The 26,313-nt window shown below is 33.0% G+C and carries 20 protein-coding genes and 4 tRNA genes; 15 read left to right on the top strand and 9 right to left on the bottom strand.

Going from position 1 to position 26,313, the window contains the following annotated elements; genetic code table 11:
- Position 1 precedes the first annotated feature (1 nt).
- The 4 genes from accC to B2Y85_RS05545 form a co-directional block, all read right to left on the bottom strand.
- Positions 2 to 1,351, bottom strand: a complete 1,350-nt coding sequence (gene accC / locus B2Y85_RS05560; protein ID WP_372519484.1) for an acetyl-CoA carboxylase biotin carboxylase subunit — start codon at positions 1,349 to 1,351, stop codon at positions 2 to 4.
- Between the two features lie 21 nt (positions 1,352 to 1,372).
- A complete protein-coding gene (locus B2Y85_RS05555) occupies positions 1,373 to 1,780 on the bottom strand; it encodes an acetyl-CoA carboxylase biotin carboxyl carrier protein (protein WP_372519483.1) in 408 nt (135 codons plus the stop codon).
- Positions 1,781 to 1,798: 18 nt separating this feature from the next.
- Positions 1,799 to 2,362 (bottom strand): elongation factor P, encoded by a 564-nt coding sequence (efp, locus tag B2Y85_RS05550; RefSeq protein WP_372519482.1) that lies wholly within the window; start codon positions 2,360 to 2,362, stop codon positions 1,799 to 1,801.
- Between the two features lie 189 nt (positions 2,363 to 2,551).
- Complete coding sequence (locus B2Y85_RS05545; protein ID WP_372519481.1) at positions 2,552 to 3,568, bottom strand: M24 family metallopeptidase; 1,017 nt, start codon at positions 3,566 to 3,568, stop codon at positions 2,552 to 2,554.
- Positions 3,569 to 3,701: 133 nt separating this feature from the next.
- Here B2Y85_RS05545 and B2Y85_RS05540 point away from each other — a divergent pair, with 133 nt between their 5' ends.
- The 4 genes from B2Y85_RS05540 to B2Y85_RS05525 are packed head-to-tail and all read left to right on the top strand — an operon-like array spanning position 3,702 to position 9,052.
- A complete protein-coding gene (locus B2Y85_RS05540; RefSeq protein ID WP_372519480.1) occupies positions 3,702 to 4,070 on the top strand; it encodes a response regulator in 369 nt (122 codons plus the stop codon).
- 2 nt (positions 4,071 to 4,072) lie between these two features.
- Entirely contained in the window at positions 4,073 to 5,281 is a 1,209-nt protein-coding gene (locus B2Y85_RS05535) for a hypothetical protein (RefSeq protein ID WP_372519479.1), read from the top strand.
- A gap of 27 nt (positions 5,282 to 5,308) precedes the next feature.
- A complete protein-coding gene (locus B2Y85_RS05530; RefSeq protein ID WP_372519478.1) occupies positions 5,309 to 8,092 on the top strand; it encodes a glycosyl hydrolase in 2,784 nt (927 codons plus the stop codon).
- 21 nt (positions 8,093 to 8,113) lie between these two features.
- The gene (locus tag B2Y85_RS05525) at positions 8,114 to 9,052 is read left to right on the top strand and encodes a peptidoglycan DD-metalloendopeptidase family protein (RefSeq protein WP_372519477.1); all 939 of its coding nucleotides are present in this window, start codon (positions 8,114 to 8,116) and stop codon (positions 9,050 to 9,052) included.
- Between the two features lie 64 nt (positions 9,053 to 9,116).
- Here B2Y85_RS05525 and B2Y85_RS05520 read toward each other — a convergent pair whose 3' ends face one another.
- Together B2Y85_RS05520 and B2Y85_RS05515 are read right to left on the bottom strand one after the other, a co-directional pair.
- Positions 9,117 to 10,151, bottom strand: a complete 1,035-nt coding sequence (locus B2Y85_RS05520; RefSeq protein WP_372519476.1) for a response regulator — start codon at positions 10,149 to 10,151, stop codon at positions 9,117 to 9,119.
- 9 nt (positions 10,152 to 10,160) lie between these two features.
- Entirely contained in the window at positions 10,161 to 12,167 is a 2,007-nt protein-coding gene (locus tag B2Y85_RS05515; RefSeq protein ID WP_372519475.1) for a hypothetical protein, read from the bottom strand.
- A gap of 111 nt (positions 12,168 to 12,278) precedes the next feature.
- On the opposite strand from B2Y85_RS05515, the gene B2Y85_RS05510 reads away from it, so the two are divergent.
- The 9 genes from B2Y85_RS05510 (at position 12,279) to B2Y85_RS05470 (ending at position 17,768) form a co-directional block, all read left to right on the top strand.
- A tRNA-Asp gene (locus B2Y85_RS05510) sits at positions 12,279 to 12,357 on the top strand.
- 59 nt (positions 12,358 to 12,416) lie between these two features.
- Entirely contained in the window at positions 12,417 to 13,214 is a 798-nt protein-coding gene (locus tag B2Y85_RS05505) for an inositol monophosphatase family protein (protein WP_372519474.1), read from the top strand.
- Positions 13,192 to 13,833 carry an endonuclease III gene (gene nth / locus B2Y85_RS05500; RefSeq protein ID WP_372519473.1) on the top strand — a complete coding sequence of 214 codons (642 nt, stop codon included), beginning with the start codon at positions 13,192 to 13,194 and terminating at the stop codon, positions 13,831 to 13,833. Before B2Y85_RS05505 ends, nth begins: the two co-directional genes overlap by 23 nt.
- Positions 13,834 to 13,892: 59 nt before the next feature.
- Positions 13,893 to 13,966, top strand: a tRNA-Cys gene (locus B2Y85_RS05495).
- A 10-nt stretch (positions 13,967 to 13,976) separates the two neighbouring features.
- Positions 13,977 to 14,050, top strand: a tRNA-Val gene (locus tag B2Y85_RS05490).
- Positions 14,051 to 14,106: 56 nt separating this feature from the next.
- Positions 14,107 to 14,604: a YajQ family cyclic di-GMP-binding protein gene (locus tag B2Y85_RS05485; protein WP_372519472.1), complete on the top strand. Its 498-nt coding sequence runs from the start codon at positions 14,107 to 14,109 to the stop codon at positions 14,602 to 14,604.
- Positions 14,605 to 14,661: 57 nt separating this feature from the next.
- Positions 14,662 to 14,748: transfer RNA gene (locus B2Y85_RS05480), tRNA-Ser, on the top strand.
- A 69-nt stretch (positions 14,749 to 14,817) separates the two neighbouring features.
- A complete protein-coding gene (locus B2Y85_RS05475) occupies positions 14,818 to 17,091 on the top strand; it encodes an autotransporter outer membrane beta-barrel domain-containing protein (RefSeq protein WP_372519471.1) in 2,274 nt (757 codons plus the stop codon).
- Between the two features lie 29 nt (positions 17,092 to 17,120).
- Entirely contained in the window at positions 17,121 to 17,768 is a 648-nt protein-coding gene (locus B2Y85_RS05470) for an OmpA family protein (RefSeq protein ID WP_372519470.1), read from the top strand.
- 155 nt (positions 17,769 to 17,923) lie between these two features.
- Here B2Y85_RS05470 and B2Y85_RS05465 read toward each other — a convergent pair whose 3' ends face one another.
- Genes B2Y85_RS05465 through B2Y85_RS05455 form a run of 3 tightly spaced genes read right to left on the bottom strand, consistent with a single transcriptional unit; the run spans position 17,924 to position 20,379 of the window.
- Positions 17,924 to 18,607, bottom strand: a complete 684-nt coding sequence (locus B2Y85_RS05465) for a hypothetical protein (RefSeq protein ID WP_372519469.1) — start codon at positions 18,605 to 18,607, stop codon at positions 17,924 to 17,926.
- Between the two features lie 58 nt (positions 18,608 to 18,665).
- Positions 18,666 to 19,721 (bottom strand): iron-containing alcohol dehydrogenase family protein, encoded by a 1,056-nt coding sequence (locus B2Y85_RS05460; RefSeq protein WP_372519468.1) that lies wholly within the window; start codon positions 19,719 to 19,721, stop codon positions 18,666 to 18,668.
- On the bottom strand, positions 19,711 to 20,379 hold the full coding sequence (locus B2Y85_RS05455) for an MtnX-like HAD-IB family phosphatase (RefSeq protein ID WP_372519467.1): 669 nt from the start codon (positions 20,377 to 20,379) through the stop codon (positions 19,711 to 19,713). The genes B2Y85_RS05460 and B2Y85_RS05455 overlap by 11 nt, the downstream gene beginning before the upstream one ends.
- A 129-nt stretch (positions 20,380 to 20,508) precedes the next feature.
- On the opposite strand from B2Y85_RS05455, the gene B2Y85_RS05450 reads away from it, so the two are divergent.
- Together B2Y85_RS05450 and B2Y85_RS05445 are read left to right on the top strand one after the other, a co-directional pair.
- The gene (locus B2Y85_RS05450; protein WP_372519466.1) at positions 20,509 to 23,922 is read left to right on the top strand and encodes an MFS transporter; all 3,414 of its coding nucleotides are present in this window, start codon (positions 20,509 to 20,511) and stop codon (positions 23,920 to 23,922) included.
- Positions 23,919 to 26,096 carry an AMP-binding protein gene (locus B2Y85_RS05445; protein WP_372519465.1) on the top strand — a complete coding sequence of 726 codons (2,178 nt, stop codon included), beginning with the start codon at positions 23,919 to 23,921 and terminating at the stop codon, positions 26,094 to 26,096. Before B2Y85_RS05450 ends, B2Y85_RS05445 begins: the two co-directional genes overlap by 4 nt.
- The last annotated feature ends 217 nt before the right edge of the window (positions 26,097 to 26,313 follow it).

The raw sequence follows: 26,313 nt of genomic DNA, 5'->3' as shown, positions 1-26,313 counted from the left end.
TTTATTTATTGAAAACATATTTCGGTAAAAAGTCGGTACAAATATTTCCTTCGTGGAAATATTCGTTAGCCATAATTTTTGCATGCAGCGGAGCCGTATTTTTTATTCCCTCTATAGTAACTTCTTTTAATGCTCTGGACATTTTTGATATAGTCTCTTCTCTTGTAGGCGCATAAGCTATAATTTTTGCGATAAGGCTGTCGTAAAAAGGCGGTATTGTGTAACCGGAATATACATGAGTATCTACTCTTATTCCCGGTCCGCCGGGTAAATAAAGTTTACCGATTTTTCCCGGTGAAGGTATAAAATCTTTGTCGGGATCTTCGGCATTTATTCTGCACTCTATCGCATGATTTTTTATTTTTATTGCACTTGAATCAAATGAAAGTCTTTCACCTGCCGCAAGTCTTATTTGTTCTTTTACCAAATCTATTCCCGTAACAACTTCTGTTACCGGATGTTCTACCTGTATTCTTGTATTCATTTCCATAAAATAAAAATCCATATGTTTGTCTACAAGAAACTCTACGGTTCCTACGGTTATATATCCTACGGCTTCAGCCGCACTTTGAGCGGCTTTTCCCATTTTCTTTCTCAAGGATTCCGAAATAAAAGGTGACGGACTTTCTTCTACCAATTTTTGGTGTCTTCTTTGAATAGAACAATCTCTTTCCGGAAGATATACAACTTTACCTTTACTGTCTCCCAATATTTGAAACTCTATATGGTGAGGTTCTTCAATATACTTTTCCATGTAAACATCGGGGTTACCGAAATTTGCTTTTGCTTCGGTTTGTGCCATAATAATAGAATTTTTAAGAGCTTCCTGGCTTACAACAACTCTCATACCTTTACCGCCGCCGCCGGCAGTAGCTTTTATTATTACCGGATATCCTATTTTTTCGGCAAGTTTATATATGTTAGGATCATCTGCCGATACAGGACCGTCAGAACCTGGAACTACGGGAACTTTAGATTTTATCATGAGTTGTCTCGCGGCAATTTTATCACCCATTTTTTCAATGGAACTTCTTTTAGGACCTATGAAAGTGATACCGCAACTTTCACAAACTTCTGCGAAATATGTATTTTCGGCCAAGAACCCATATCCCGGATGAATAGCATCTGCTCCGGTAATTTCGGCAGCGGATATTATACTTGGAATATTTAAATAACTTTCACTTGCAGATGCGGGACCTACGCAAACAGACTCGTCTGCCATTGTTACATGCATAGATTCTTTGTCGGCCTCGGAATGTATAGCAACCGTTTTTATACCAAGCTCTTTAGCTGCTCTTATTACTCTGCAAGCTATTTCGCCTCTGTTGGCAATCAATATTTTTTTAAACATTTTTTATTCTCCAAATTACAGTTATTCGGCGGCAGTATCTACCAAAAACAATTCTTGTCCGTATTCTACGGATTGTCCGTTTACTACACAAGTTTTTATAACTTTACCTTTCGCTGTGGACATAACATCTTTTATTATTTTCATGGCTTCAATAGCACCTATTTTTTGTCCGATTTCAACATGGCTGCCTTCAGTAATATAAGGCGGTTTATCGTGAGCAGGGGCATTGTAAAATGTGCCGACCATTTTAGATTTTATAGGAACAATTGTATTGCTTTTTTCGGCAACAACTTTTTTTGGAATTTCAATTTTAGGTGTAACTTCGCTCTTTTTTATATAGATAGAAGTTTCACCGGATTCATATTCCATTTCTTCGATATCCGTTTCTCTTATGGATTCTAAAAATTTTTTAATTTCGTTAGTGTTCATAATACCTCAGATAAACAATTATTGTGAAATTCTTTCTACGTATTCTCCGGTTCTTGTATCAACTTTTATTCTGTCGCCTTCTTTAATGAACAAAGGAACTTTTATTTCCGCACCGGTTTCTATTTTTGCAAACTTTGTTAAGTTTGTTACGGAATCTCCTTTTATTCCGGGTTCTGCTTCGATAATAGTCATTTCAACTATCAAAGGCATATCTATACCGATTAACTCTTCTTCCAAATATATTGCATCGATTTCCTGGTTTTCTTTCAAATATTTTTCTTTTCCGTCCAACTTTTCTACCGGAACTTCAATTTGTTCATATGTATTCATATCCATGAAGTTGTATTTATCGCCGTCGGCATACAAGAATTGTTTTTTGTGTCTTGTTACCGATAATTCTTCAAATTTTTCACCGGATTTAAATGTTCTGTCGATAGTGCCGCCTTTTTTTACATGTCTTAACTTAACTCTCATAACGGCACCGCCTTTACCCGGTTTATGGTTTTGGAACCATGTTATTTGGTAAGGCTCATTATCAACTAAAATTACCATTCCGTTTCTGAAATCTGCTGTGGAAATCATTTTTTTCTCCTATTCATCTATTAAAATTAATCTAAAACTCATTTAGAATATGTCTAATAATTTTATCTAAAAAGCAGATACATTGTCAAATTAAATACAATTAGTAATTAGCAATTAGAAATTTCGGTGCTTTTTATTTTTTTAGATTTTTTGAAAAGCAAAAAATACATTAATTGCTAATTGTTTTTTCTAGTATTTTGCGGTTGTTAAGACTTTATAACCTTTTTTTGTAACAAGAACGGTATCTTCAATTCTTACACCGAATTTTTTATCCAAATATATTCCCGGTTCAATTGTTATTACCATGGCATCTTTTAAAATATCTTCGGATTTTTGACCGATTGTAGGCGCTTCGTGTATATTTAGTCCGACACCGTGCCCTGTTGTATGAATAAAATTTTTTTCAAAACCTTCTTTTTTTATTTCTTGCCTTGCAAACAAATCTATATCGCTTGCTTTCATATCTTGTTTTACATTTGATAATGCTTTATCGTGAGCAAGTTTTACGATATCCCATATTTTTCTTTGCTCTTTGTTTTCTTTTCCTATAAAAAATGTTCTTGTTAAATCGGAACAATATCCGTTATAAATACACCCCATATCTATAAGAACTACATCGTTCTTTTGTATTTTTCTGTTACCGCTTATATGGTGCGGGTTTGCCGAATTCGGACCTGAAGCAACTATCGTTTTAAAACTTTGTACCACATGCTTTTTAGCAAACTCTTCTTCAATTTTAAAATGAATATCAAGTTCCGTCATGCCCGGAACAACGGCTTTTTTTATTGTTTCAAATACTTCGGAAACAAGAATGCATGCTTTTTGAATATTTTTAATTTCCTGTTTATTCTTTATTATTCTTTTTTTTGAAAAAGTATCGGTGTCGACACTAAAAGATATATTGCTTTTTTGAAGTTTAGTGTTTAACAGTTGAAACAGATTATAATCAATATCTGTTGTATCTATACTTAAATTTTTAATTTTATATTTTTTACATATTTCTATAAGCTCATCGCTGAAAGAAGTTTTTATAATAAAGATTTTTGCTTTGTTTTTAAAATGTTGTTTTACTTGCCCGAAAATCATTTGAGAAGTAATAACAATAAATTTTTTGTTATGTATAATCAACCAAAAACCTTCAAAAGTCGCTTTTGTAATATAAAAAATGTTTTTACCGTTAGTTAATAATAAAGCCGTGTTTTTCATAAGTTTCCCCTAAAAAGATATTAAAAATTATACTATATTTACAATATTATTCATAATAAAAAAGTCTTTAAAAAAAAGTAAGTATATTGTATAATTAACTATATATACAAAGTTTTTTAGGTTGGTTGAGGAAATGATTAAAATTTTGGTTTGTGACGATGAAATTTTTGCCAGAGATGCTATGGCAAGAATTATTAAAAGAAAAGGTTTTGATGTTGTCGTTGCTTCCAACGGCGAAGAATGTATTGAGCTTTTTAAGAAAGAAAAACCCGAAGTTGTTTTTTTGGATGTTATGTTACCCGATTTGGATGGCGACCACATTCATAAATATTTAAAAGAATTAAATGAAGATGTAAATGTTTACTATATTACCGGTTCTGACACGGTTTTTACCAGAGAAAATGCAAAAATGGCGGGAGCTAAGGGATATTTACAAAAACCTGTAGATATAGATTTATTGTTTAAGACATTGGATTCAATAAAGAAAGATTTCGGAGAATAAAATTGAAAAAATTTGTATCAATTTTGCTTACACTATGTTTTTGTGCGAATATTTCATTCGCTTTTGATCCTTATGCCGATGAAGAAATAGAAAAAAAATCATATAAAAAATTATATTACGGAATAGCGCTCACGTTGCTTGGAGGATTTCTTGCTTACGATGGCTTTTCTTTGGAGAAAGTCGATGTTTCCAAACCAAGTGTGGATTATCTTACCGTATCCCATTCGGAATGGATACAAAATCCGGGAGGAGATTTTTCGTATCAACTAAGATCAGGAATATCTCTTAATAACGATACAGGTGTTACTTATTTCACTAAGGATGACCAAGATAAAATTACGAAAATTACGGATTATAGTATATACGAAATAAAAAAAGTGGAAGCAGATGAAACAAGTAGATATGATCCCAAGGATTATGACCAATATACAGTAGAACAAAATATTCTCTATAACAATGGCAATGTGGATTTAAAAAATCTTACAATAGAAGTCAGATATAAATTTGATGATGGGTATATTGCTATTGATAAGAATGGGACAGTTCGTCATATAGATAAAAATGGACGTTATTCTTATGAAGATGAACAAGGAGATATACATTATGATTATGTAGAAAATCAAGGGTATCATATAGCAGGAATTAATTATAAAGAAGATTTTATAGTTGATGTTAAATATGACAGTAGTGTTCCAAGCAACGAAAAGCCTGTTACAATGAAAGATATGAAGGATGAGGGGTATGATGATCCTAGAATTAAAACATACACATATACGGATGAAAACTCTAAGTTGACGGAATTGAAAAAAGGAGATTCCATAACTTGGCAAGATATTTGGGAATATTCTACCATTCAAACGGATGCACCTGCAGGGAAGCAGAGATCTGCTCATTTTTATGATGAAGGAGATGAAACTTCTTATAACGATGGTACTACAGGATTAAACTTGGGCAAAGATTCAACTGTTCTTATGGAAGTTAGAGTAAAGTTGGAAAAAAATAAACAATACACTCCCATATACGAAACAAGGCATAAAAGTGATTTGGAAGGTGTTGCCGGTATATTTGTAGGAGTTGCGGGTATTTATTTTATAATCGATCATTTTTTTGATATGCGCAAATTTAATGCTTATGCTAAAAGACACAGTTTGAATTTGAGAGTTGCAACGGCTTCTAACCAATATAAGTTGATGTTGCAGAAAAGAATATAATAAACAGGAAAAAAATATAGGAGTATAATGAAAAAAACATTTGTACTGTTAACGGCTTTGATACTTTTTTCTTCAATTTGTTTAGCCGTTCCTTCTCAACCCCCTTCTCAACCTACAGATAAATCTTCTTTCAGTACTTCCGTTCCTTCACACTCTATACCTCCGGAACCGACTTTTATAACTTCAAATATTTCTACACCTTATCCGACAAACAAATTTTTTAACTCGGTAATAAATAATATATATCATAACTATTCGTTAAATATGTATACATATCCGCAGGTCGTTAGAGCCGAAAGCACGGGTCTTTTGATAGAATTGCCGGATATAAAACATTCTACAATTGAATATTCGAATATAGGATATTCTGCAGACAGAATGAGTTATAAGGACAATGATTATGAGACTGGAGCTGACAGTTATGCCAATATGATAGCGGTTTCCGTTTCCACAACCGTTTCAAACGGATACACAGTTTCATTCCCGTCCGCAAAATTAGACGGATATTCCGATTTTGCCGCAACGGTAAGATGGGAAAATGACGATAATTATTGGATGAGATCAACTATAGTTCAAGGCTCCCCTTTTTCTTATTATGAATTTTGTGAAGGAGCTTATCCTTCTTTAGGGTTTCCGTATGAGTGGGGCAACTATTGGGACGGTTCAACTCCCGGATATACTTTATATAATGCTATAACCGGAGAACAAATAGAAGAAACGGATTTGGAATATACTTCCGATGCCGTAATTTTGCATGTTCATCTTATAACAAAAGATGTTTATTACGGAATATTCGTTCCGGCAGGTACAAAATTTGTTCAAGACAGCAACAATTTGAGAGGCGGAACAAATTATTTCCCGTGGGTTAGAACGGTAATTAATTTTACAGGTAATGACAGATATATGTCGATAGCTCTTCTTCCTTCAACAAGTTTGGAAGAAGCCTTAGAAGACGTAAGCACTTACTATAAATATGCTTACAATTTCGTTACGGATACAAAAGTAGATTGGGAAGTTTCTTCATCCGATTATTCTTCAAAAACCACTTTTAGTATAACAACCATACCAAAAAGGACCGATGTTGCCGGGCAACAGGAAGGAACAATTTTTTGTTTGTATCCTCATCAATACAACAATTTATATTCGACAACCGATATTATGAATAACAAAACTTTTAATACTTTAAGAGGTCTTTTAAAAGTTGCTAAAGGTAGTAGTTTTTCGACAAAAATCAATTTTAAAGGAATAGTTCCTTTCTTTCAATATGATTTAACCGATATAGAAACGGATTTATCGGAATATTTGGAAACGGATGCTGCGGCAATTTCAGTAAGCGGAGTTTCCGGAAATCCTTACAGAGCGGGTAAAATTATTGCAAAGCTTGCAAATTTGTTACCGATAGCGGATAACTTAAAAGATGATACGATAAAAAAAAGTATTACCGTTAAACTAAAAGCTCTACTTACGGATTGGTTAACATATTCAGGTAACGAGCAAAGCAAATATTTTGCTTACGATACCACTTGGGGAGGACTTGAAGGTATAAAAGATGACGAATTTTATTCTTTTAGATATAATGATCACCATTTTCATTTCGGATACTTCATTTATTCCGCGGCAATACTTGCAATGTATGATACCGAGTTTGCAAACGATTACGGCCAAATGGTAAATCTTTTAATAAAAGATATTGCCAACACAAAAAGGAATGATTCAAGTTTTCCGTTTATGAGACATTTTGATTTTTATGAATCTCACAGTTGGGCAAACGGTATGGGCGGACAAGATAACGGCGGTATAGATCAAGAATCTTCTTCGGAAGCAATGAATGCATGGAGTGCAATATATATGTGGGGACTTGCAACAAATAATGACGAATATAAAAAGTTGGGTGCATATTTGTATTCTAACGAGTATGAAGCGATAAAATATTATTATTTTGATATAGATAAAAATATACTGAAAGATTCCTATAAACATAATTCCGTTGGAAGGCTTTTTGCCGGAAGCATATCTTATGATTTGTTTTTTTATCCTATGGTCCCGCAAACAATAAAAGGTATACAAGTTTTGCCTATGACTCCGGCAATGACATATTTCGCTTATGATAAAACATATTTGAACGAATTTTATGAAGATTGTGTAAGCGACGAAAGATCAACTCCTGAGTTATGGTACGATATTTGGGCGAGACTTGTTTCTTTATATGATCCTGAAACAGCAATAGATAATTTTGAAACAAATAAAGGAAGTGAGCCTGATGATGGCGGTACAAGAAGTTTTACTTATCATTTCATCAATTTCTTTAACAAATACGGAACACCGGACTTTGATGAAAACACAAAATACACTGCCGATGTTTCAAGTTATATTATATTAGACAATAACGGAACAAAAACATATTGTGCATATAATCCGGATAAAACCAGAAAATATATTCATTTTTATTCTAACGGGGCGGATTTGGGATATTTGACGGTAAAAGGAAAATCTTTTGCATTAGCCCAAGAATTATCTAATAAAGCACCGACCGAAAAAATTATGGTATATCCTGTTCCGTATAAACCTAACAGCGGCGGAAGATACGGCGGAGAAGGAATATATTTTTCAGGTGTAGATGAAGGAACCGATATACAAATATTTAATGTTGCCGGTGAAAAAGTTTTTGAAACAACGGTTGAAGAAGCGGATGAATTCTTGTGGAATGCCAAAAATAATGCCGGTAACAGTATTTCTTCCGGAATATATTTTTATTATATAAAAACATCGGAGGGTAGAAAAGTTAAAGGTAAACTTGCCATAGAAAGGTAGTTTTTAACTGAAGAAAATAACATGAAAAATATTATTATAAGATGGTCTGTTTTTTTTATTTGTCTGTTTGTTGTTTGTTTTGTTGTAAACAAAAAAGTTCATGCAATTGCTCAAGCAAACTTGCAGTCTGCAATGGTTTTAACTCTTCCGCAATATACACAGCAAGAACTCATTAGTGATGTTCAGGCAAGGATGAAGTATTTGCTTACAAGAACAAAGGGTGTAAAATTTCTTATACATAAAGTGAAAAGAGGAGAAAATCTTTGGGGAATAGCAAAAAAACACGGATATTCCGTCCATACCGTTATAGGTTGTAACCCTCAAATGAAAACTTACAATGTAAGCACAAACGAAAAATTATTAATGCCTTCGATAGGAGGAAGTCTTCATCCTGTAAGCAAAACCGATACCTGGCAATCCATAGCGGAAAAATACAATATCGAAGAGTCGGTATTAAAAGAAACGAATTATAATGTTCAGGATTTAACGAGTGAACCATATATTTTTATTCCAGGTAAAAAACCTGCGGTAGAATTGTTAAATGAGTCTATGCAGGAAAAATATGCTTTAAGAGATTTGTTCAGATCACCTCTTGCAGGTAGACTTTCAAGTACATTCGGAACAAGAAGACATCCGGTAACCGGTAAAGTAAGCAAACACGGCGGAATAGATATTGCGGTAAAAACCGGAACTTTGGTAGGAGCGGCGGCAGATGGTATTGTTACCGTTGCAAGTACTAATGTAGGACATTACGGAACAGCAGTTTTTATCGATCATCAAAACGGATATATAACTCATTACGGACATTTATCTAAAATTCTTGTCAGAGTAGGTCAAAAAGTAAGAGCAGGTCAAATTATAGCTAAAAGCGGTTCTACGGGAAGATCTACAGGTCCGCACCTACATTTTACCGTTAAGAAAAACGGTGTCAGCTTAGATCCGCTAAAATTCTTGTGGTAACCAAACGATAATTAGCAATTAGAAATTAGTAATTAGTAATTTCGGTGTCCTTCGGACAGATATACTATTTCGTTAAGTTTTCGAGAATTAAATTTTTTACTTGTTCGGTAACGTTTCGTTTCGGTGAAGCAAAAACCGTTTTTATTATTAAATCAGCGGTCAATTCTTTAGCTTTCAAAAATTTTGTGTATCTGTTACCGTTTTTTAAATCAAGTCCGCTTATATCCGTAGAATCCGTAAATACGGCAAATGTTTGTATAAAAGGTCTGTAAAATTCGTCACGAATATTAAAATTGTTTTCTTTCAATATTTTTTCTATTTTTTTGCTTACCTGTTTAAACTGATTATCTGTTTGTTCAAAAAGATTTCTTCTTTTTTCCGACAATATTTCTTTTCCGTCAATAATAATTTTTGTATCTTCGTTTGCACTTCCTATAAGTTTGGCATTAGGAAAATATTTTGTTTCAAAAATTAAAACTGTAAACGGTAAAGGCGGTTTTGTAAAAGCTATAACATCTATTTCCTGACCTAACACAACGGCGTTTTTTTTTGGAGACAAAACAACTTTATTAAATTGTGATATTTTATTAAAAATTTCTTCTTCAAACATTCTTCCCGCACCGGTTTGAGATTGTTGTTTGTTATCTAACATAGAAGATAAAAGAGTGTTTTGCGATTGTAAATCCTGAACGGTTTTGTTTAAAGAACTTTCTTGAGTTCTGAGAGCTTTTCTTACTTTCACTATTAACTCGGTTTCCGTAACCGGTTTGGACATAAAATCAAAAATCATATCACCGGCAACTTCCGTTACGGATTCTCCGTAAGTTTTTTCCATTGCCGATAACAAAATAACTTGTACTGACGGTGCGGTTTGTTTTATAAAAGGCAAAATATCTATTCCCGTTTCACCTACCCCGAAATGAATATCCAAAATTAACAAATTTATGGCATTAGGATTGTTAAGCAAAAACTTTTTAATTTCAAGTGTCGAAGAAAATTGTTTTACTTCCACATTATCGAAATGTTTAAGTATGGTTCTTTCAAGAGCGTTTCTTATATTGGAATCGTCATCGGTTAAAGCTATAATTTTTTTCTCCATTTGTTCTCCTTAAATTTTATATACAGGTATCGAAATATTTGTTTTTAATCCTTTTTCGTCGTTATTTGTAACATTTGCTGCTGTTATTTTTCCGTTTAACACGGAAACGAAATAAGCGGTATGAATAGTTCCTTCGCCGAGTCTTTTACCTTTTGAACTTTCAACTTGTTCTTTATAAAGTTTTTGCAATTTCAGTTCATCTACTCCGCCGGCATTATCCGTAATCGATATTATCAAATTTTTTGAATCTTGTGACAACTTTAATGAGACATTTAATTTGGCAACAAACTTATCGTCAAGCAACAATTTTTGCAAAGCAAATATAGAGTTATCTAAAACATTGTTTATCGCAATAAAAATTAATCTGTTTGTATAACAGTAAAAAGCATCCGTATCATTATTGAACTTGTCGAAACTGATTTTTATATAAGGTGCCAATTTTAAATTATAAAATTCTATTTGATTTTCTATTTGTTCTTGAATATAAGAAACTCTGTTTTTGGACAGTCTTCCCGTACCCAACTCTTCAATGTGTTCTCTTGTATTTTTTTGGTTTTCCAAGATAGCATCTTTATAAGGTTTTACTATCTTTTCGTAAACTTCCGATAATAAATCGTTAAATCCCGTTTTAGTTTTTTCCAACTCGTTTATCAAATCGTGTCTGCTGCTTCTTAACAATTCAACGGTATCCTGCGACCAATTAAGTTCCAAGGCTTGAAGTTTTTGTCTTTGTGTGTCGAAAGAATCAGAAATTTCAGTTATGGTTTGTTTTTTTATGAGCTCGTTTTCAAGAGTTATGTCTCTTGTCATATTATTATTATGCTTGTCTATAAGAATAAAAGTTACAATCAAGATAATGAGCCATAAAAAGTTGCTTACATTTGCCGGTGCAACCGAATTTGTTTGATAGTATCTTATCGGTGTTATTCCCGTCAGATTTATAATAATGGATATATATATAAGAACTACAATTGACGATATCAAAAATAATGTTAATATAAAATTAACAATATCCGAATCAAACTCTTTTTTATTTAAAATGTTTCTTTGCAAATAACTGAAATCAAAAGAGTTTTTCTTTATGGGAATTATTGTTCTTAAAAACAATAAAAGAATTATTATGATAAGCGGGAAAGAAATCATTTCCAAAAAAATAAAATCTTGAGTGGAATTAATTGAAATGTCTGTCATAATTGTTGTTAATATTGTGGTTGAAACGGTTTTTACCGTGGTAATATAAATGTAGCCTGTAATAACAAATATTATAAATTCCACAACGGAAATGTTTGCCATGCAAATTTTAAACCAAGGAATATTATTTTTTTTAATTTTTTGTTGATAATGTTGAGTAAACATTGTTGTGTTATATTTTAAAATTGTCATTGAAATGACAGATCCTATAAATACCGTAACTATAATGTTTGGAATTTCTATAAAAGTTTCGGCAATATAATTTGCCGCTATTGCCAACAGTCCGGAATTATCTATAAGAAAAATATTTCTGAAAAGTTCGGTAAAATAAATTGAATAAGGTTGTTTAAATATCGCATCGTGAAAAATTACATTTTTTATTATTGATGACGGTATTGCTATTATAAGTCCTGCCGCTATTGCCGCAAATAACACAAATTTAATAACTATAAAAAAAGTCTGTTTAAAACTGTTTTTGTTTTTGCTTTTAGTGTTAAAAATAGTTAAATTTCCGGTTTCGGCAAGCCAACCCCAAACAATGGCTCCTGTCATATTGATTACTGCCAAATAAATAAAATGCGGCGAGGTAATGTTTGCCAAAACAATAGGTGTTGCAATTGCGGCAATTAACGCCCAAACAGTTCCCAGTGTCATTGCAATCACAAAAGTTCCTACCATATCGAAAGTCAAAAATCTGTAACTGTTTTCATAAACGAAACTATGTCCTGCCCAATTTAACAACACGGCAAAACATGTTATAAGAATATGAAACCTTTTTCTGTAAAAAGAATCATATATATCGGAAAATGCATTTTTAATGCTCATATTAATATAATAGGAATAAAATGAAATTTTTGCAAGATATTTTTATAATATATAAAAATTTGACAAACTTCTTAAGATTGTTGTATAATACCAAGACAAGTTTTTGGCTTTGGGAATGTGGTGTAGCCTGGTTTAACACACTGCCCTGTCAAGGCAGAGACCGCGGGTTCAAATCCCGTCGTTCCCGCCAAGAACTAAAATAAAAGTCCTTCCTTATTCGGAAAGGGCTTATTTTTTTTGGATAATAATATGAAATTTGGTAAATTTACCGATGTAGCAGTTGAAAGTGCTCATAAAGGTGCAGAAGTATTATTAAAATATTTTAATAATATTAAAAAAATCGAATATAAAGGCAGAATAGATCCCGTAACAATAGCTGACAAAACTTCGCAAAAAGCAATAGTCGATAATATAAAACAATATTTCCCTTTACATAATATTATTGCTGAGGAACAAGATTCAACTTTAGCACAAAACAGTAACGACTATTGTTGGATTATAGATCCGTTGGACGGAACCGTAAACTATGTTCACGGTGTTCCCACTTTTGCAATATCCATAGGATTAAAATATAAAAATGAAATAATATCGGGAGTAATATATGCTCCCGCTTTAAAAGAAATGTTTGTTGCTCAAAAAGGTAAAGGTGCATATTTAAACAATAAAAAAATTTCCGTTTCTAAAATAAAAGATATGGTAAGAGCTTTACCGGTAACCGGTTTTCCTTACTATGTAAAAGAAAAGCCTACAAGAGTAATAAAAAATTTTAAAAATATAATGCTTGAAACACAAGGTTTAAGAAGGTTCGGTGCGGCAGCAATAGATTTGGCTTATGTTGCCTGCGGAAGATTTGATTTCTTTTGGGAAGAAGGATTAAAACCTTGGGATGTGGCTGCCGGAATTGTTATATTGAAAGAAGCGGGCGGAAAAATAACCGATTTTTCCGGCGGTAAAGATTTTATATTTGGTAAAACAATCGTTGCTTCAAACAAAATATTACATAAAGATATATTAAAGGTTTTAAATGAAACAGGAAAAAGTAAATAAGATAATAAAAATACTTGATAAAGAGTACGGTGATGTTGATATTGCACTGAACTTTTCAAATGTATTTGAACTTATGGTGGCAACAATCCTTTCGGCACAATGTACCGATAAAAGAGTAAACATTGTAACCTCTACATTATTTAAAAAGTATAAAACCATAAAAGATTATGCTAATGCGGATTTGAAAGAATTTGAAAATGATATAAAATCTACGGGCTTTTACAGAAATAAAGCAAAAAATATTATAGAAACGGCGAACGTAGTATTAAATAAGTTTAACGGTGTTGTTCCTAAAACGATGGAAGAACTTACAACACTTAAAGGTGTGGCAAGAAAAACAGCAAACATAGTTTTGGGCAGCGGTTACGGAATAAATGTCGGTATAGCGGTTGATACACATGTTATCAGATTAACTAATTTAATAGGATTATCAAAAAATTCCGATCCTAAAAAAATAGAAAAAGATTTAATGAAAATCATTCCGAAAAAACATTGGAAAAATATTTCTTTTATGATACAAACATTGGGCAGAAGAGTATGTATAGCAAGAAGGCCGAAATGTGATATTTGCCCTGTAAATAAGTTGTGCAATTATTATAATAAGAAAGTTAAAAATTGACTGTTTTTTAATATTTTTATATACTTTACAAGCTTTATTTTGTTATGAATGGTAAAAATGGTGCGATGCCCGAGTTGGTTAAGGGGACGGTCTGCAAAACCGCCTTGCATCGGTTCGAATCCGATTCGCACCTTTTTTGTTTTGCTCGGTTAGCTCAGTTGATTAGAGTGCTTCCTTGACGTGGAAGAGGTCGTAGGTTTGACTCCTACACCGAGCATTTTAGGAACGGCAATTATCAATTAGTAATTAGCAATTGATATGTATGGGGGTATCATGGCAAGTAATTTTTCGTTTGATATTGTATCCGAAGTAAATTTTATGGAAGTTGATAATGCCATAACTCAGGCACAAAAAGAACTTTCGCAAAGATACGATTTTAAAGGTTCAAAATCTTCCATAGATTATAATAAAGCCGATAAAAAAATCACTTTAATCGGTGATGACGAATTTAAACTTAAAGCATTAATAGATATAGTTGAAGGAAAGTTTGCAAAAAGAGGTGTTCCTTTAAAATCTATGGAATTTAAAGCTAAAGAACAAGCTTTTGAAGGAACAATAAGGCAAGTTATAGAACTTATCAGCGGTTTACCGAGCGACAAAGCAAAAGAATTAACAAAAATGATAAAAAACGAAAAGTTCAAAGTTAATACACAAATCGAAGGTTCTAAAATAAAGGTAACTTCACCTAAAAAAGATGAGCTTCAAGCGGTAATAGCATTTTTGAAAAATGCAAAGTTTTCATTGCCGTTACAGTTTACAAATTACAGATAATTCCGTAGATTGTAGATATTTAAAAAAAACTTTTATATAATAGTGCAATATCATTTTGGAGAGATGGCCGAGTGGTTGAAGGCGCAGTCCTGGAAAGACTGTTTATCGGTGACGGTAACAAGGGTTCGAATCCCTTTCTCTCCGTAGGTGTTTTTTTGTAAAAAAGCACAAAGAATTATAAATGGATCAAGAACAGGATTAAGGAGAAAAAGTATGAAAAAGTTAGTAGCAGGAAGTTTGGCATTTGTGTTTGCATTAGTGTTAAGCACAAGCGCATTTGCAAGAACGTTGGAAATCACCGAATATTGCGGTGAAAACGGATTAATAAACAGAGGTAATGATCCGGTTCGAGTCGGAGACGTTTTAAATGTTAAAAATGATATTACTCAAGAGGCGGATGAAACCGGTTATATTGAACCAAATTTGATTTTATCTTATGGAATAACAATAAATGGTAACGGACATACATTTGATGGTAACGGATATGATGGATTTCATATGTCGGACTATAATTCAGGAGAATTTCAATCATCAACAATCAACAATGCAACATTAACTAATTATAGCGGTAACTATTTAGTTGGTGTTTCTGCTAGTGATTGGCCGGGTGTTGAACTGACATTGAAAGATGTAAATATAATAGATAATGATGCTTCTATTAATGTTGGTTGGGCATCTACACTTAACATTGTTTCTAATGGAACGGTAAATATTTCAAGTAATACCGGTGGTATAGTTAATGAAGAAGGTGGTACTATAAATTTTAAAGGTAACGATGTATATATAGCAAATACTTCAGTAGAAAACAATAGTGAAATGTATAATGATAGTAATTTAACTATAGATAGCGACTTAACAATTGGTGAAATGGGTTCATTTGAAAATAGAAAAACAGCAAATTTAAATGGTGCAGTTGGCGGATATGGTTATGTACGTAATTTTGGAACAATGAATATAGGCGGGGATGCTTCCGGTTTTACTGGTGATATTTATGTAGATAACGGAACTATAAACTTATTGAAAGGTGGTACATATTTCAATGGTGCCTACTGGCATACTTATGCAGGAAATACTACACTTAATTTAATAAATGAAACTATAGATAATATAGTTATGCAAAATTTGGAATTGAGCAGAACCACCATGAAAGTGAATATTGATGTGGATTTGAGCGCAGGACAAAAGAGTGCAGGTGATTATTTGGACATAGGATACGTATATAACAATGATTATCCTAAGGAAAGAGTTGTAGCAAGAGCCGCTCAGCTTCCAAACGATGATTTTACCCCGATATCCAAAATCTTGATAGATAAAATAAATGTTTTGGCAGATAGTCCCGATGAAGAAGAAGTAAGCGTAGAAATAGCAAATTCTGACTATCAAGAATATATACATTTAGCAAGAAACAGAGCATATAGTACATATTACGGATATAATGTAAAAATTTCTTCTTCCGGAAGTACTCCGGGAGAGATAAACATAGTTAAAGCTTCCGATAATTCCGACTCTTCGAATGTAGATTACGGAAACAAATTAATATTCTCAAGAATAGATGATAAAGCAAGAAATCCAAAATTGTTACAATCTAAAGTAGCAATAGCGGGATCAAATATATCTCAAGACGAAATATTTACAACGGTATTTAACAATGCAGGAAACTATACATTCTTCCAGAAACAAGGTTCGAATGCCGGAGATGTAGAAGACAGAGACGCTCCTACATTATGGGTAAAAGCATTCGGAAGTAAAGAAGATGTAGATTTGGAAGAATATACAAAGGTAGAAACAACATATTACGGTGCGGTTGTAGGATTGGATTGGGACAGACAATATACCGACAACTTTGATGCAACATACGGAATATTTGCAAGTTATGTCGGCGGCGAATTGAAAGATGATGATTGGGATAACAAAGTAAAACAAAACGGCGGATATGTCGGTGTAAGAGGAAACTGGTATTTCGGAAAACTTTTTGTTAACGGTATAATAGATTATGCATTAATACAAAATTCCGCAGATACAACAGAAGATTCCAACGATTTCAATTCACAAGTTGCAGGTCTTGCTGCAAGATTAGGTTACAACTTTGAAGTAGCAAGAAGAAGTTTCACAATACAACCTAATTTAGGTGTAACCGGCAAATATATAATAACGGACGATTACGATACAACAATAGACGGAGATAAGAGAAAATTATCTATCGATGATATAACAAATATTACAATTGAACCGGGCTTAAAATTAGTAAAGAATTTAGGAAAATGTTGGATATTGACCGGTGAAGGAAAATATGTAATAGAAAATGTTAGCGGAGATGTAACGGCAGACGATATAGTATTACCGGATACAAGCTATGACAATTTTGCAAATGTAGGATTAGGAATTGAAAAGATATGGGGATATACTGTATTGCAATTGAAAGCAAATAAGACATTCGGCGGAAGAGACGGATTCATAATAAATGCAGGAATAGAATTTAAATTTTAAGTAACCGGTAAAAAAGGAGATAAAATAGAATGAAGAATATATTAAGTTTAGTAATGATGTTGTTGTTGGCAGTATGTGTAACAAGTTGCGGATCAAGATATGCAAGGCCGGACAGATGTGTATGTGACTTAACGGACCCTGTACCTGTAGCAGCACCGGCACCGGAACCCGAACCGGAACCTGAGCCGGAACCCGAACCCGAACCCGAACCGGAACCGGTACAAGCAATAAAAGAAGTTATACAAGAAGCAGTAAAAGAAGAAAAGAAAGAATTTACAATAGATTTTGAAAAGATAGCAAACCAAAGCTTGTTTGAATTTAACTCCGATAAAATATCGGAAGATAATCATGCAGGGTTGGATGTAGTAGCAAAGTTCTTAAAAGAAACACCTAATGTAACAGTAAAAATAGAAGGACATACGGATAATATCGGATCACAGGAATATAATCAAAACTTATCTGAAAGAAGAGCAAAATCCGTAGCTAAATACTTAGTTGATAAGGGTGTGGAAGAAGACAGAGTAGCAACGGAAGGTTTCGGATTCTCTAAACCGATAGCAAGCAACAAGACTGCAGAAGGAAGAGCAAAGAACAGAAGAACAGAAATGAAGTTCACAATTAACGGAGAAGAACAGGAACCTGTAGTTCAACAAGAAGAGTTTGGTAAAACAAAATAGTTTAAAAGTTGTAAAAAATAGAAAAGGAAGGGAATAAACCCCCTTCCTTTTTTATTGGTTTAAACTATATTTTCAATTGCTGTTTCCAATCATCCAATCTTCTAATCTTCCGTCGTTGTTGCTTCCATACATCTATACATCCATCCCTCTATCCCTCAAAATTTGCTTTGCAAATTTTCAAATCCGCTGTTGTGTGTGGCATCTTCAATAATTACACAATTTGATTTATCAACAAGTTCCAATGTAAGTTTGTATGGAATGATTTTATCTTTTTTACCGATATAGTGCGTTTGTTCTATATCTGGTACAGTATCCAAATCCAAAGAATCTTTTAACGGAACATAATTAAAATATGTTGTCCATCTCGTATGGTTTAAAAGTCCGGCAACCGTTATCCATTTAACAATATTTATTTCTTTTTGATATTGGTTTATTATAAGTCCGCAAAGTAAACCGCCGCCGGAATAACCTATTAAAACAACTTTTTTATCACCTGCAATTTGTTTTATTGCCTGAGCCATATTATCGACTATTTTTTGTGAAAATCTGCCTGTTGTCCAGTCGATGCTGTTATAATTAGTGTTTTTAATGTATTGGCACGGTCTTGCCAAATAAACAACATTGGCGTTGGTATCGTTAAAAGCAATATTTCTTAAGAAATAACTTTTAGGTGTAGGGTCTGTTGTCGGATAACCGTTAGGAGTATAAGCATGACCGTCACCTTCTACATAAATTCTTATCGGCAAACTTTCATCTTCTGTTTTTTGCCAACTTGCCAAAACATAGTCATCCGTAGTTATTTCTCTATATATAAAATCTTCCGGAGGCTTTGTTTGCATTGTAGAACAGGAACATAAAAAAAAGATAAAAGATAAAAAAATAAAAATTTTTTTCATGTTATTTTATTACCTGTTTTAATATATCGTCGGTTTCAATAAAATTTATTGCTTTATCGAAAGAATCTTGTTCCGATAAAACCGTATAATAATTTTGTTTTATTGCAGGTGCAAGTTTTAATGCTTTTATAAAATCATCTTTGTTTATCGGATCTTTAGCTGCAAAACTAAAAAATCCCGTTTTTAGTAAAAAATTTTTTACTTTGTCTTGTTGATTGTTTTGTAATAATGAACATAAGTAAGTTGCTGTTCCTACTTGCAAACCGTGCATTTTTGGATTGGCAGAAACCGCATCAAGAGCGTGCGATATCAAATGTTCGCTTCCGCTTGCAGGTCTCGAAGATCCGGCAATTTCCATCGCTATACCGCTTAACACAAGTGAGTTTACCATTCTGTATTTGAATTCGTTGTCTTCGGGTTTTAAGGTGTTGCATAAATATACTATATCCAACGAATTGTGAGCCATAAGACCTGCAAAATCGTTAAAATATTCGTAACCTTTTAAAAAAGATTGTTTCCAATCGTAAAGTGCCGTAATTTTTGAAATTGTGTCACCGATACCTGAATAAAGTGAAGATATCGGGGCGTTTGATATTACATCAATATCGGCAACTACTCCGTAAGGTATTGTGGATTTTATGCTTTTTCGTTTACCTGCAACAAGCAACGATGTGTTCGGACTGCAAAATCCGTCGTTTGATACCGATGTCGGAACGGTTATGTAAGGCAGTTTTAGTATATGTGCACAATATTTCCCGTAATCGAGCGCTTTACCGCCGCCTATACCCAATAACACTTTGGTAGTGGAGGGAATTTTAAATGCGGTATGTATCGCATTTTCTATGTTAATATCCGAAATGGTATCTTTATGAACAATTTTTATATTATATTTTTCAAGTCCCGAATAAAGTTTGTCCGCAACAATGTTTTCTATACCGTCACTGAAAAAAAGAGCAATATCGGTAAAATTTCTGTCAACGAGATATTTGCCTATTTTTGCAATTTTTCCGTTACCTATTTTAAGTAAAGAAGGGATGTTTATTTCCTTATTGTTCATATATGCTCCGGATATAATTTAGTATATCTTTAAAATCGTTAAAAGGTTTTGTTTTTATATTTTTCTCTTTACATAATTCCAAAAGCATATCTTTTGCAAAAACAACATCTGCGATTTGTGCCGATTTAAAGTCCGGTTTCCCGTCACCGGCATATATGGTAAAAAAACCGTCATCTTTTAATTTTTGAACTATTTTTTCTTTGGATATTCCCGTATTTGAATTATAGTAAGGTGAAGTTTCTTCCGGTGCAACAAGTTTCATTCCGTCTTGTTGAGAATATGTTGCATCGTTTGAAATCAAGATAATATTATATTTCGATAAAGTGTCGACAATTCTTTTTTTTATGTAATAGTTTGTTCCCGCACTGCAAATATAAAAAGGAATTTTTTTCTCCATACAATATTTTGCCGTATCATAAAAGAAAGGATCAACTTCTATTGTGGAAATAAATTCGTCAAGTTCTTGTTGAGTTAAATGTATTTGAGAAAATATTCCGGTAAGTGCATCAATGTGTTTTATTTTACCGTTAAGATAATCGTTCCATGGTGCAAGAGCATCTTTTTTATCTTTTAAAAGGGTATCTATTACCATATAAAAGAAATCTTTTTTTGATATGGTTCCGTCAAAATCACTTATTAAAACAATTTTTGTTTTCATAACAATTTATTATATAAAATTTGGAGTAAAATTTAATTAAAAAACAACCTGTTTTTTCTTGATTTACCTTGCAGTATTTTTATAAAATTATATGGTTGTTATAATTTAAAAAACCGGGTTAAAAAATATATGAAAAATTTAATGAAAATATTTTTGAATAAAGGATATTTTCCTTTTTGCGTGTCTCAATTTTTGGGCATTTTCAATGACCAGTTCTTTAGAGTAGCATTAGCTATATATATAATGATGGGAGCAAATTCCCTGTCGCAGGGTGCAAGGTATTTCTTTGCCTCGTTTTTGATAGCGATATTTATGTTGCCGTCGTTACTGTTTTCGGCAACAGCCGGCGAAATTGCCGATAAATACAGAAAAGATATTATTATAAGAATTGTAAAAATCGCTCAACTTTTATTGGCTTTTATAGGAATAGCCGGTTTCTTGTTGCACAGTGTTACAATTTTGTTGATAGTATTATTTTTGGCAGGCACCATTTCAACTTTATTTTCTCCGACGAAATACAGTGCAATTCCCGAATTTTTGAAACAGGAAGATCTCGTTGCCGGAAACACAATAATTCAAGTCGGAAATTATATTTCAATGTTGTTGGGGATTGTTTGCGGTATATTGGTGTACTCGATAGACAGAAGTTGGCTTTTTCTTATATATTTAGCGGTAGCGGTAGCAGGATTTATTTCTTCTCTTTACATTCCGGAACTGAAAACAAGCATACAAAAATTTAAAATTTCAAAAAATTTCATTAAGACAACAATAAAAAATATGCACTATTTAAAATATACAAAAGATATTTATATGTGTATTTTGGGCATATCCTGGTTTTGGTTTATAGGTGTTGTTTTGGTGTACCAAATTCCGAACTTTGCGGAAATCGTTTTGAAAGGTCAAAAAGATTTATATACATTTTTGGCATTGCTTCTTACATCGGGAGTTTTTGTAGGAGCATTACTTTCATATTTTTTATTAAAGAAAGAAATATCCGTAAAGTATGTTCCGATATCCGTAGTTTTAATGACATTTTTTATTGTGGATTTGTCGTTTAGTGCGAAATATGTGCATCTTGCATTAACTACAAACATTGCATTAAGCGGTTTCCTTTCAACTTTTTCCGGTATTAGGATAATAATAGATGTTTTTGCATATTCTCTTTTTGCTGGCCTTTACATTGTTCCTTTGATAACAATGTTGCAGGTTTTGGCAAAAAGGAAAATCAGAGCAAGAGTTTTTGCCATAAACGATATTGTTAATGTACTGTTTATGATAGCAGGCTCTTCCGTTTGTTTCTTGTTTATAAAAATGGGGCTTGCTTTCCCTGTGGTTTTGACAATAATAGCTTTATTTAATGTGCTTGCAGCAATATACATATGTACTCTCTTACCCGCACATCTTTTAAGAATAATAGCTAAACGATTTATAGATATCTTGTATAAAATAGAAGTTGTAGGTATGGAAAATTTTGAAAAATGTAAAGGCGGAACTTTAATTATTGCAAACCACACTTCTTTAATAGACGGTCTTATTCTTTCGGTAACTTTCGGAGAAAAACTTTCGTTTGCCATTAACAGCGATGTTGTAAACAAATTTTGGTTAAAACCTTTCTTAAAAATAATAAAATATTTCCCCGTAGATAATACGAATGTGATGGTTGTTAAATCCATAATTGATGAAATAAAGCAAGGCGGAATAGTTGTTATATTTCCGGAAGGAAGAATTACAACTACCGGCGGACTTATGAAAGTTTATCCCGGTCCCGCCGTTATTGCCGACAAAAGTGATGCAGACATTTTACCTATATGTATAGAAGGAATTCAGTATTCCGACTTTTCATATTTCGGAGCAAGAACAAAAAGTAAAAGACAAAGAAAAATTAAACTTACAATTTTGCCTCCGAGAAAACTTGATGTAAACCAATCATTGTCCGATGCAAGAAGAAGAAACATTGCCATGACAAAACTTTACGATATTATGTGCGAAATGAAGTTTGCAAGCAATTTTTCCGATAAGACTCTTGTTGAATCTTTAATAGACAGTTTATCTTTGGTCGGAAGAAGAAAAGAAATATTGGATGATATTAACAGACAACCCATAAGACTTGGAAGATTTTTAGGTGCGATATTTGCTTTCGCACATAAAATAGTTAAACAAACACAAAATAAAGAGTATGTCGGAATTATAGCGGCCAATACAAAAACAATGATAGAAATATTTTTTGCTTTGTCGGCACTGAACAGAGTTCCGGCAATGATAAATTTTACCGACAGTATAGAAAACACTCTATACAACTTAAAAAATGTCGGTATAACAAAAGTTTATACTTCAAAAAGGTTCATAAAAGCTTCGAATTTAGGTAATTTAATAAATGCTTTGAAAGAAAATAAGATAGAAGTATTTTTTGCGGAAGATATTAAAGACAGTCTTACATTGTTTAACAAGATAGCGGCATATATAAAATCTTATTTTCCGAGAACATACTATAAAAATATTTGTTCTACTTTCGATGTGTTTTCTCCGGCCGTTGTATTATTTACATCGGCATTTAAAGGAAAAAGTAAAGCGGTGGTTTTATCGCACAAAAATATACAGGCATCCAGAGCACAACTTTCAAGTGTTATGGATTTCGGTATTATGGACAGTTTCTTTAATGCAATGCCGATATTTTCTTCTTTAGGACTTGTTGCGGGAACACTGTTACCTTTGCTTAGAGGCATAAAAGTTTTTGAATATCATTCACCGTTACATTATAAAATGGTATCGGAACTTGTATACGATACGGATTCCACCGTTTTGTTGGGAACGGACACTTTTCTTAACGGGTATGCTCAAAATGCGCACCCTTACGATTTTTATGCAATAAGGTATGTTATAGCCGGAATAGAAAAACTTAAAGAAGAAACAATACATATTTGGGAAGAAAATTTCGGTAAAAGAATTTTTGAAGCTTACGGAACAACTGAAACGGCTTCAACTATTTCAATAAATACTCCTATGTATTTTAAAGAGTACAGCGTGGGAAGATTTTTACCGTCCGTTGAATGTAAATTGGAATCTACCGCGGCTTTCGTAGGTTCAAGTCATTTGTTGGTAAAAGGTCCCAATGTTGCAAATTGTTATATAGAAAACAAACAACTTGTTTCCAAAAAAACAGAAGGGGAATGGTTTGATACTGGTGATATCGTTGAAGTGGACAGAGAAGGGTTTGTTTTCATGAAAGGTAAATCAAAAAGATTTACGAAAGTCGACGGAGAAAGTATATCGTTAACCGAACTTGAATTTAATATATCCAACATTTGGAAAGAATCTAAAAATGCGGTTTTAACGGTTCAAAATAACAGAAAAAAAGAAATAGTATTGTTCACGACGAACCAATCCGCTACATTGGAACAATTACAAAAAGAAGCAGATGAACATAAAATTGAAAATTTCGTTTTACCGAACAAAATAATTGTTGTAGAAAAAATTCCTATTATAGGAACAGGTGCTACCGATTATACGAAGTTGCACGAAATGTTTAAGGAACTTAACAAATGATAAATACATTGGCAAAAATTTTGATTAATAAAAAATTAGTAATCGCTTTATCCAAGCTTTTCCTGGGTGTTCAAGTAAAAGGGTTGGAAAATATTAAAGATTTACAGGGGAAGGCTTTGTTTGTTGTAAATCATAATTCTTTTATAGATGCATTTTTGTTGTGGGCATTTATTCCGGAAGAATTATGTTTTACCATTAATCCTATAGTTGCAAAAAAATGGTATGTAAAACCGTTATTGAATATTGCAAAATTTTTCAAAATAGAACCTAACAACCCTATGGCTGTAAAATCCATGATAAGAGAAGTAAATAACGGACACAAAATAGTTATTTATCCGGAAGGAAGAGTTACCTCTACCGGCAGCATGATGAAAATTTATCCCGGTCCTGCAATGATTGCCGATAAAACGGATGCTCAAATAGTTCCCATATATATAGACGGTACTCAATATACAATTTTTTCTTATTACAGAAACAAAGTTAAAATAAGACCTAGAACAAAAGTTGTATTAAACATTTTTAAACCTACAAAATTAAATGTAGATAAAGAGTTGAAAGGCGAAGAAAGAAAAAAAGAAATTACAAAACAGCTTTTCGATATTATGACGAATGCAAAATATTATTCCGCAAGCGATCAAAAAACTTTGTTTGAATCTTTAATCGAAGCAAAAAATTTTGTGGGAAGAAGATTTAAGATTGTAGAAGATATAGCAAGAAAACCTATAAATTATGGCCAACTTCTGACTGCCGCATTTGTTTTAGGTAAACAGTTCACAAAGCACAGTAAACAAAAAGAAAAGGTAGGTTTTTTAATGCCGAATGCCGCAGCATCCGTAGTTGCTGTTTTCGGTATGCAGGCGTATAACATTGTTCCGTGTATGTTAAACTTTTCCACCGGAACAAAAAACATGATTTCCTGTTGTAAAACCGCTGCAATTAAAACGGTATATACTTCGAAACAGTTTGTTATAAAAGGCGGTTTTACCGACCTTATAAAAGTAATGGAAGATGAAGGTCTTCAAATAATTTATCTTGAAGATTTGAAAAAAGAAATAACTTTACAGGAAAAACTTACCGGTTTATTTGCTTCATTCTTTCCCAAATATTATTACAACAAAATTAAAGGTGATGTGTCTGTAGAAAAAGATCCTGCCGTGATTCTTTTTACCAGCGGTTCGGAAGGTGTTCCTAAAGGTGTTGCTTTAAGTCACAGAAATATACAGGCAAACTTAAACCAAATAAGAGCTGTTTTGTTTTTTGACACTCAAGACAGATTTTTTATGGCATTACCGATATTCCATTCTTTCGGGTTCACTTGCGGAATGGTTCTTCCTATAACAAGTGCCATAAAAGTTTTCTTTTATCCTACACCGTTACATTATAAAATTATTCCGGAACTTATTTACGATACAAATTCAACAATTACGTTTACCACGCCTACGTTCTTTAGCGGGTACGGTAAAAGTGCACATGCTTACGATTTTTATTCTATAAGACTTGCAGTTGTGGGCGCGGAAAGAGCAAAAGCGGAAACTGCAAAAAGTTTGTTTACGAATTTCGGTATAAACCTTTTGGAAGGTTACGGTGCTACGGAAACAGCCCCTGTTCTTTCGGTAAATACACCTATGTATCATAAAAAAGGTTCCGTAGGAAGAATTTTCCCCGGTATACAAATGAGATTGGACGAAGTTCCCGGAATAAAAGACGGTAAAAAGTTGGTAGTTAAAGGCAGAAATGTAATGTTGGGCTATATAAAGAGCGACAATCCGGGAGTAATACAACCTTTGGAAGACGGTTGGTACGATACAGGTGATATCGTTTCCGTAGATAAAGATAATTTCATTACTATAAAAGGCAGAGCAAAAAGATTTGCAAAAATTGCCGGTGAAATGGTTTCGTTAACTGCCGTAGAAGAAATGATAACGGCTCTTTGGCCTGCTTATAATCATGCGGTTGTTGCAATACCGGATGAAAAAAAAGGTGAACAGTTAATACTTTTTACAACAAGACCTAACACGACTTTTAGTGAAATAAGTGCTGCTTTTAAAGCGCAGGGTTCAAGCGATTTGTTTGTTCCTAAAAAGATAAAAGTGCTGGAAGAAATGATTATTATGGGTAACGGTAAAGTTGATTATGTTACCCTTGGTCAGAAAGCACTTGAGTTGTTTGCCTAAATTTTCGCAAAGCGAAAATTTGAGGAATAGAAGTTTGGAAGTATAGAAGTATAGAAACTTTTTGCAAAGCAAAAAGTTGAAGGATGGAGGTATAGAGGTCTGGAAAGATAGAAATTAACTGCAAACAGAAAAAACAAATTGTTTCTTTGTAGTTTCTATACATCCGGTCATCCATACATCTGATCATCAAAATTGCGATGCAATTTTAGTCCATACA

It is taken from the genome of Candidatus Ruminimicrobiellum ovillum (assembly GCF_002392975.1).
GTDB classification, from domain to species: Bacteria; Elusimicrobiota; Endomicrobiia; order Endomicrobiales; family Endomicrobiaceae; genus Ruminimicrobiellum; species Ruminimicrobiellum ovillum.
The sequence above is the reverse complement of the archived record's forward strand: the minus strand, read 5'-3'. Positions and strand labels throughout refer to the sequence as shown.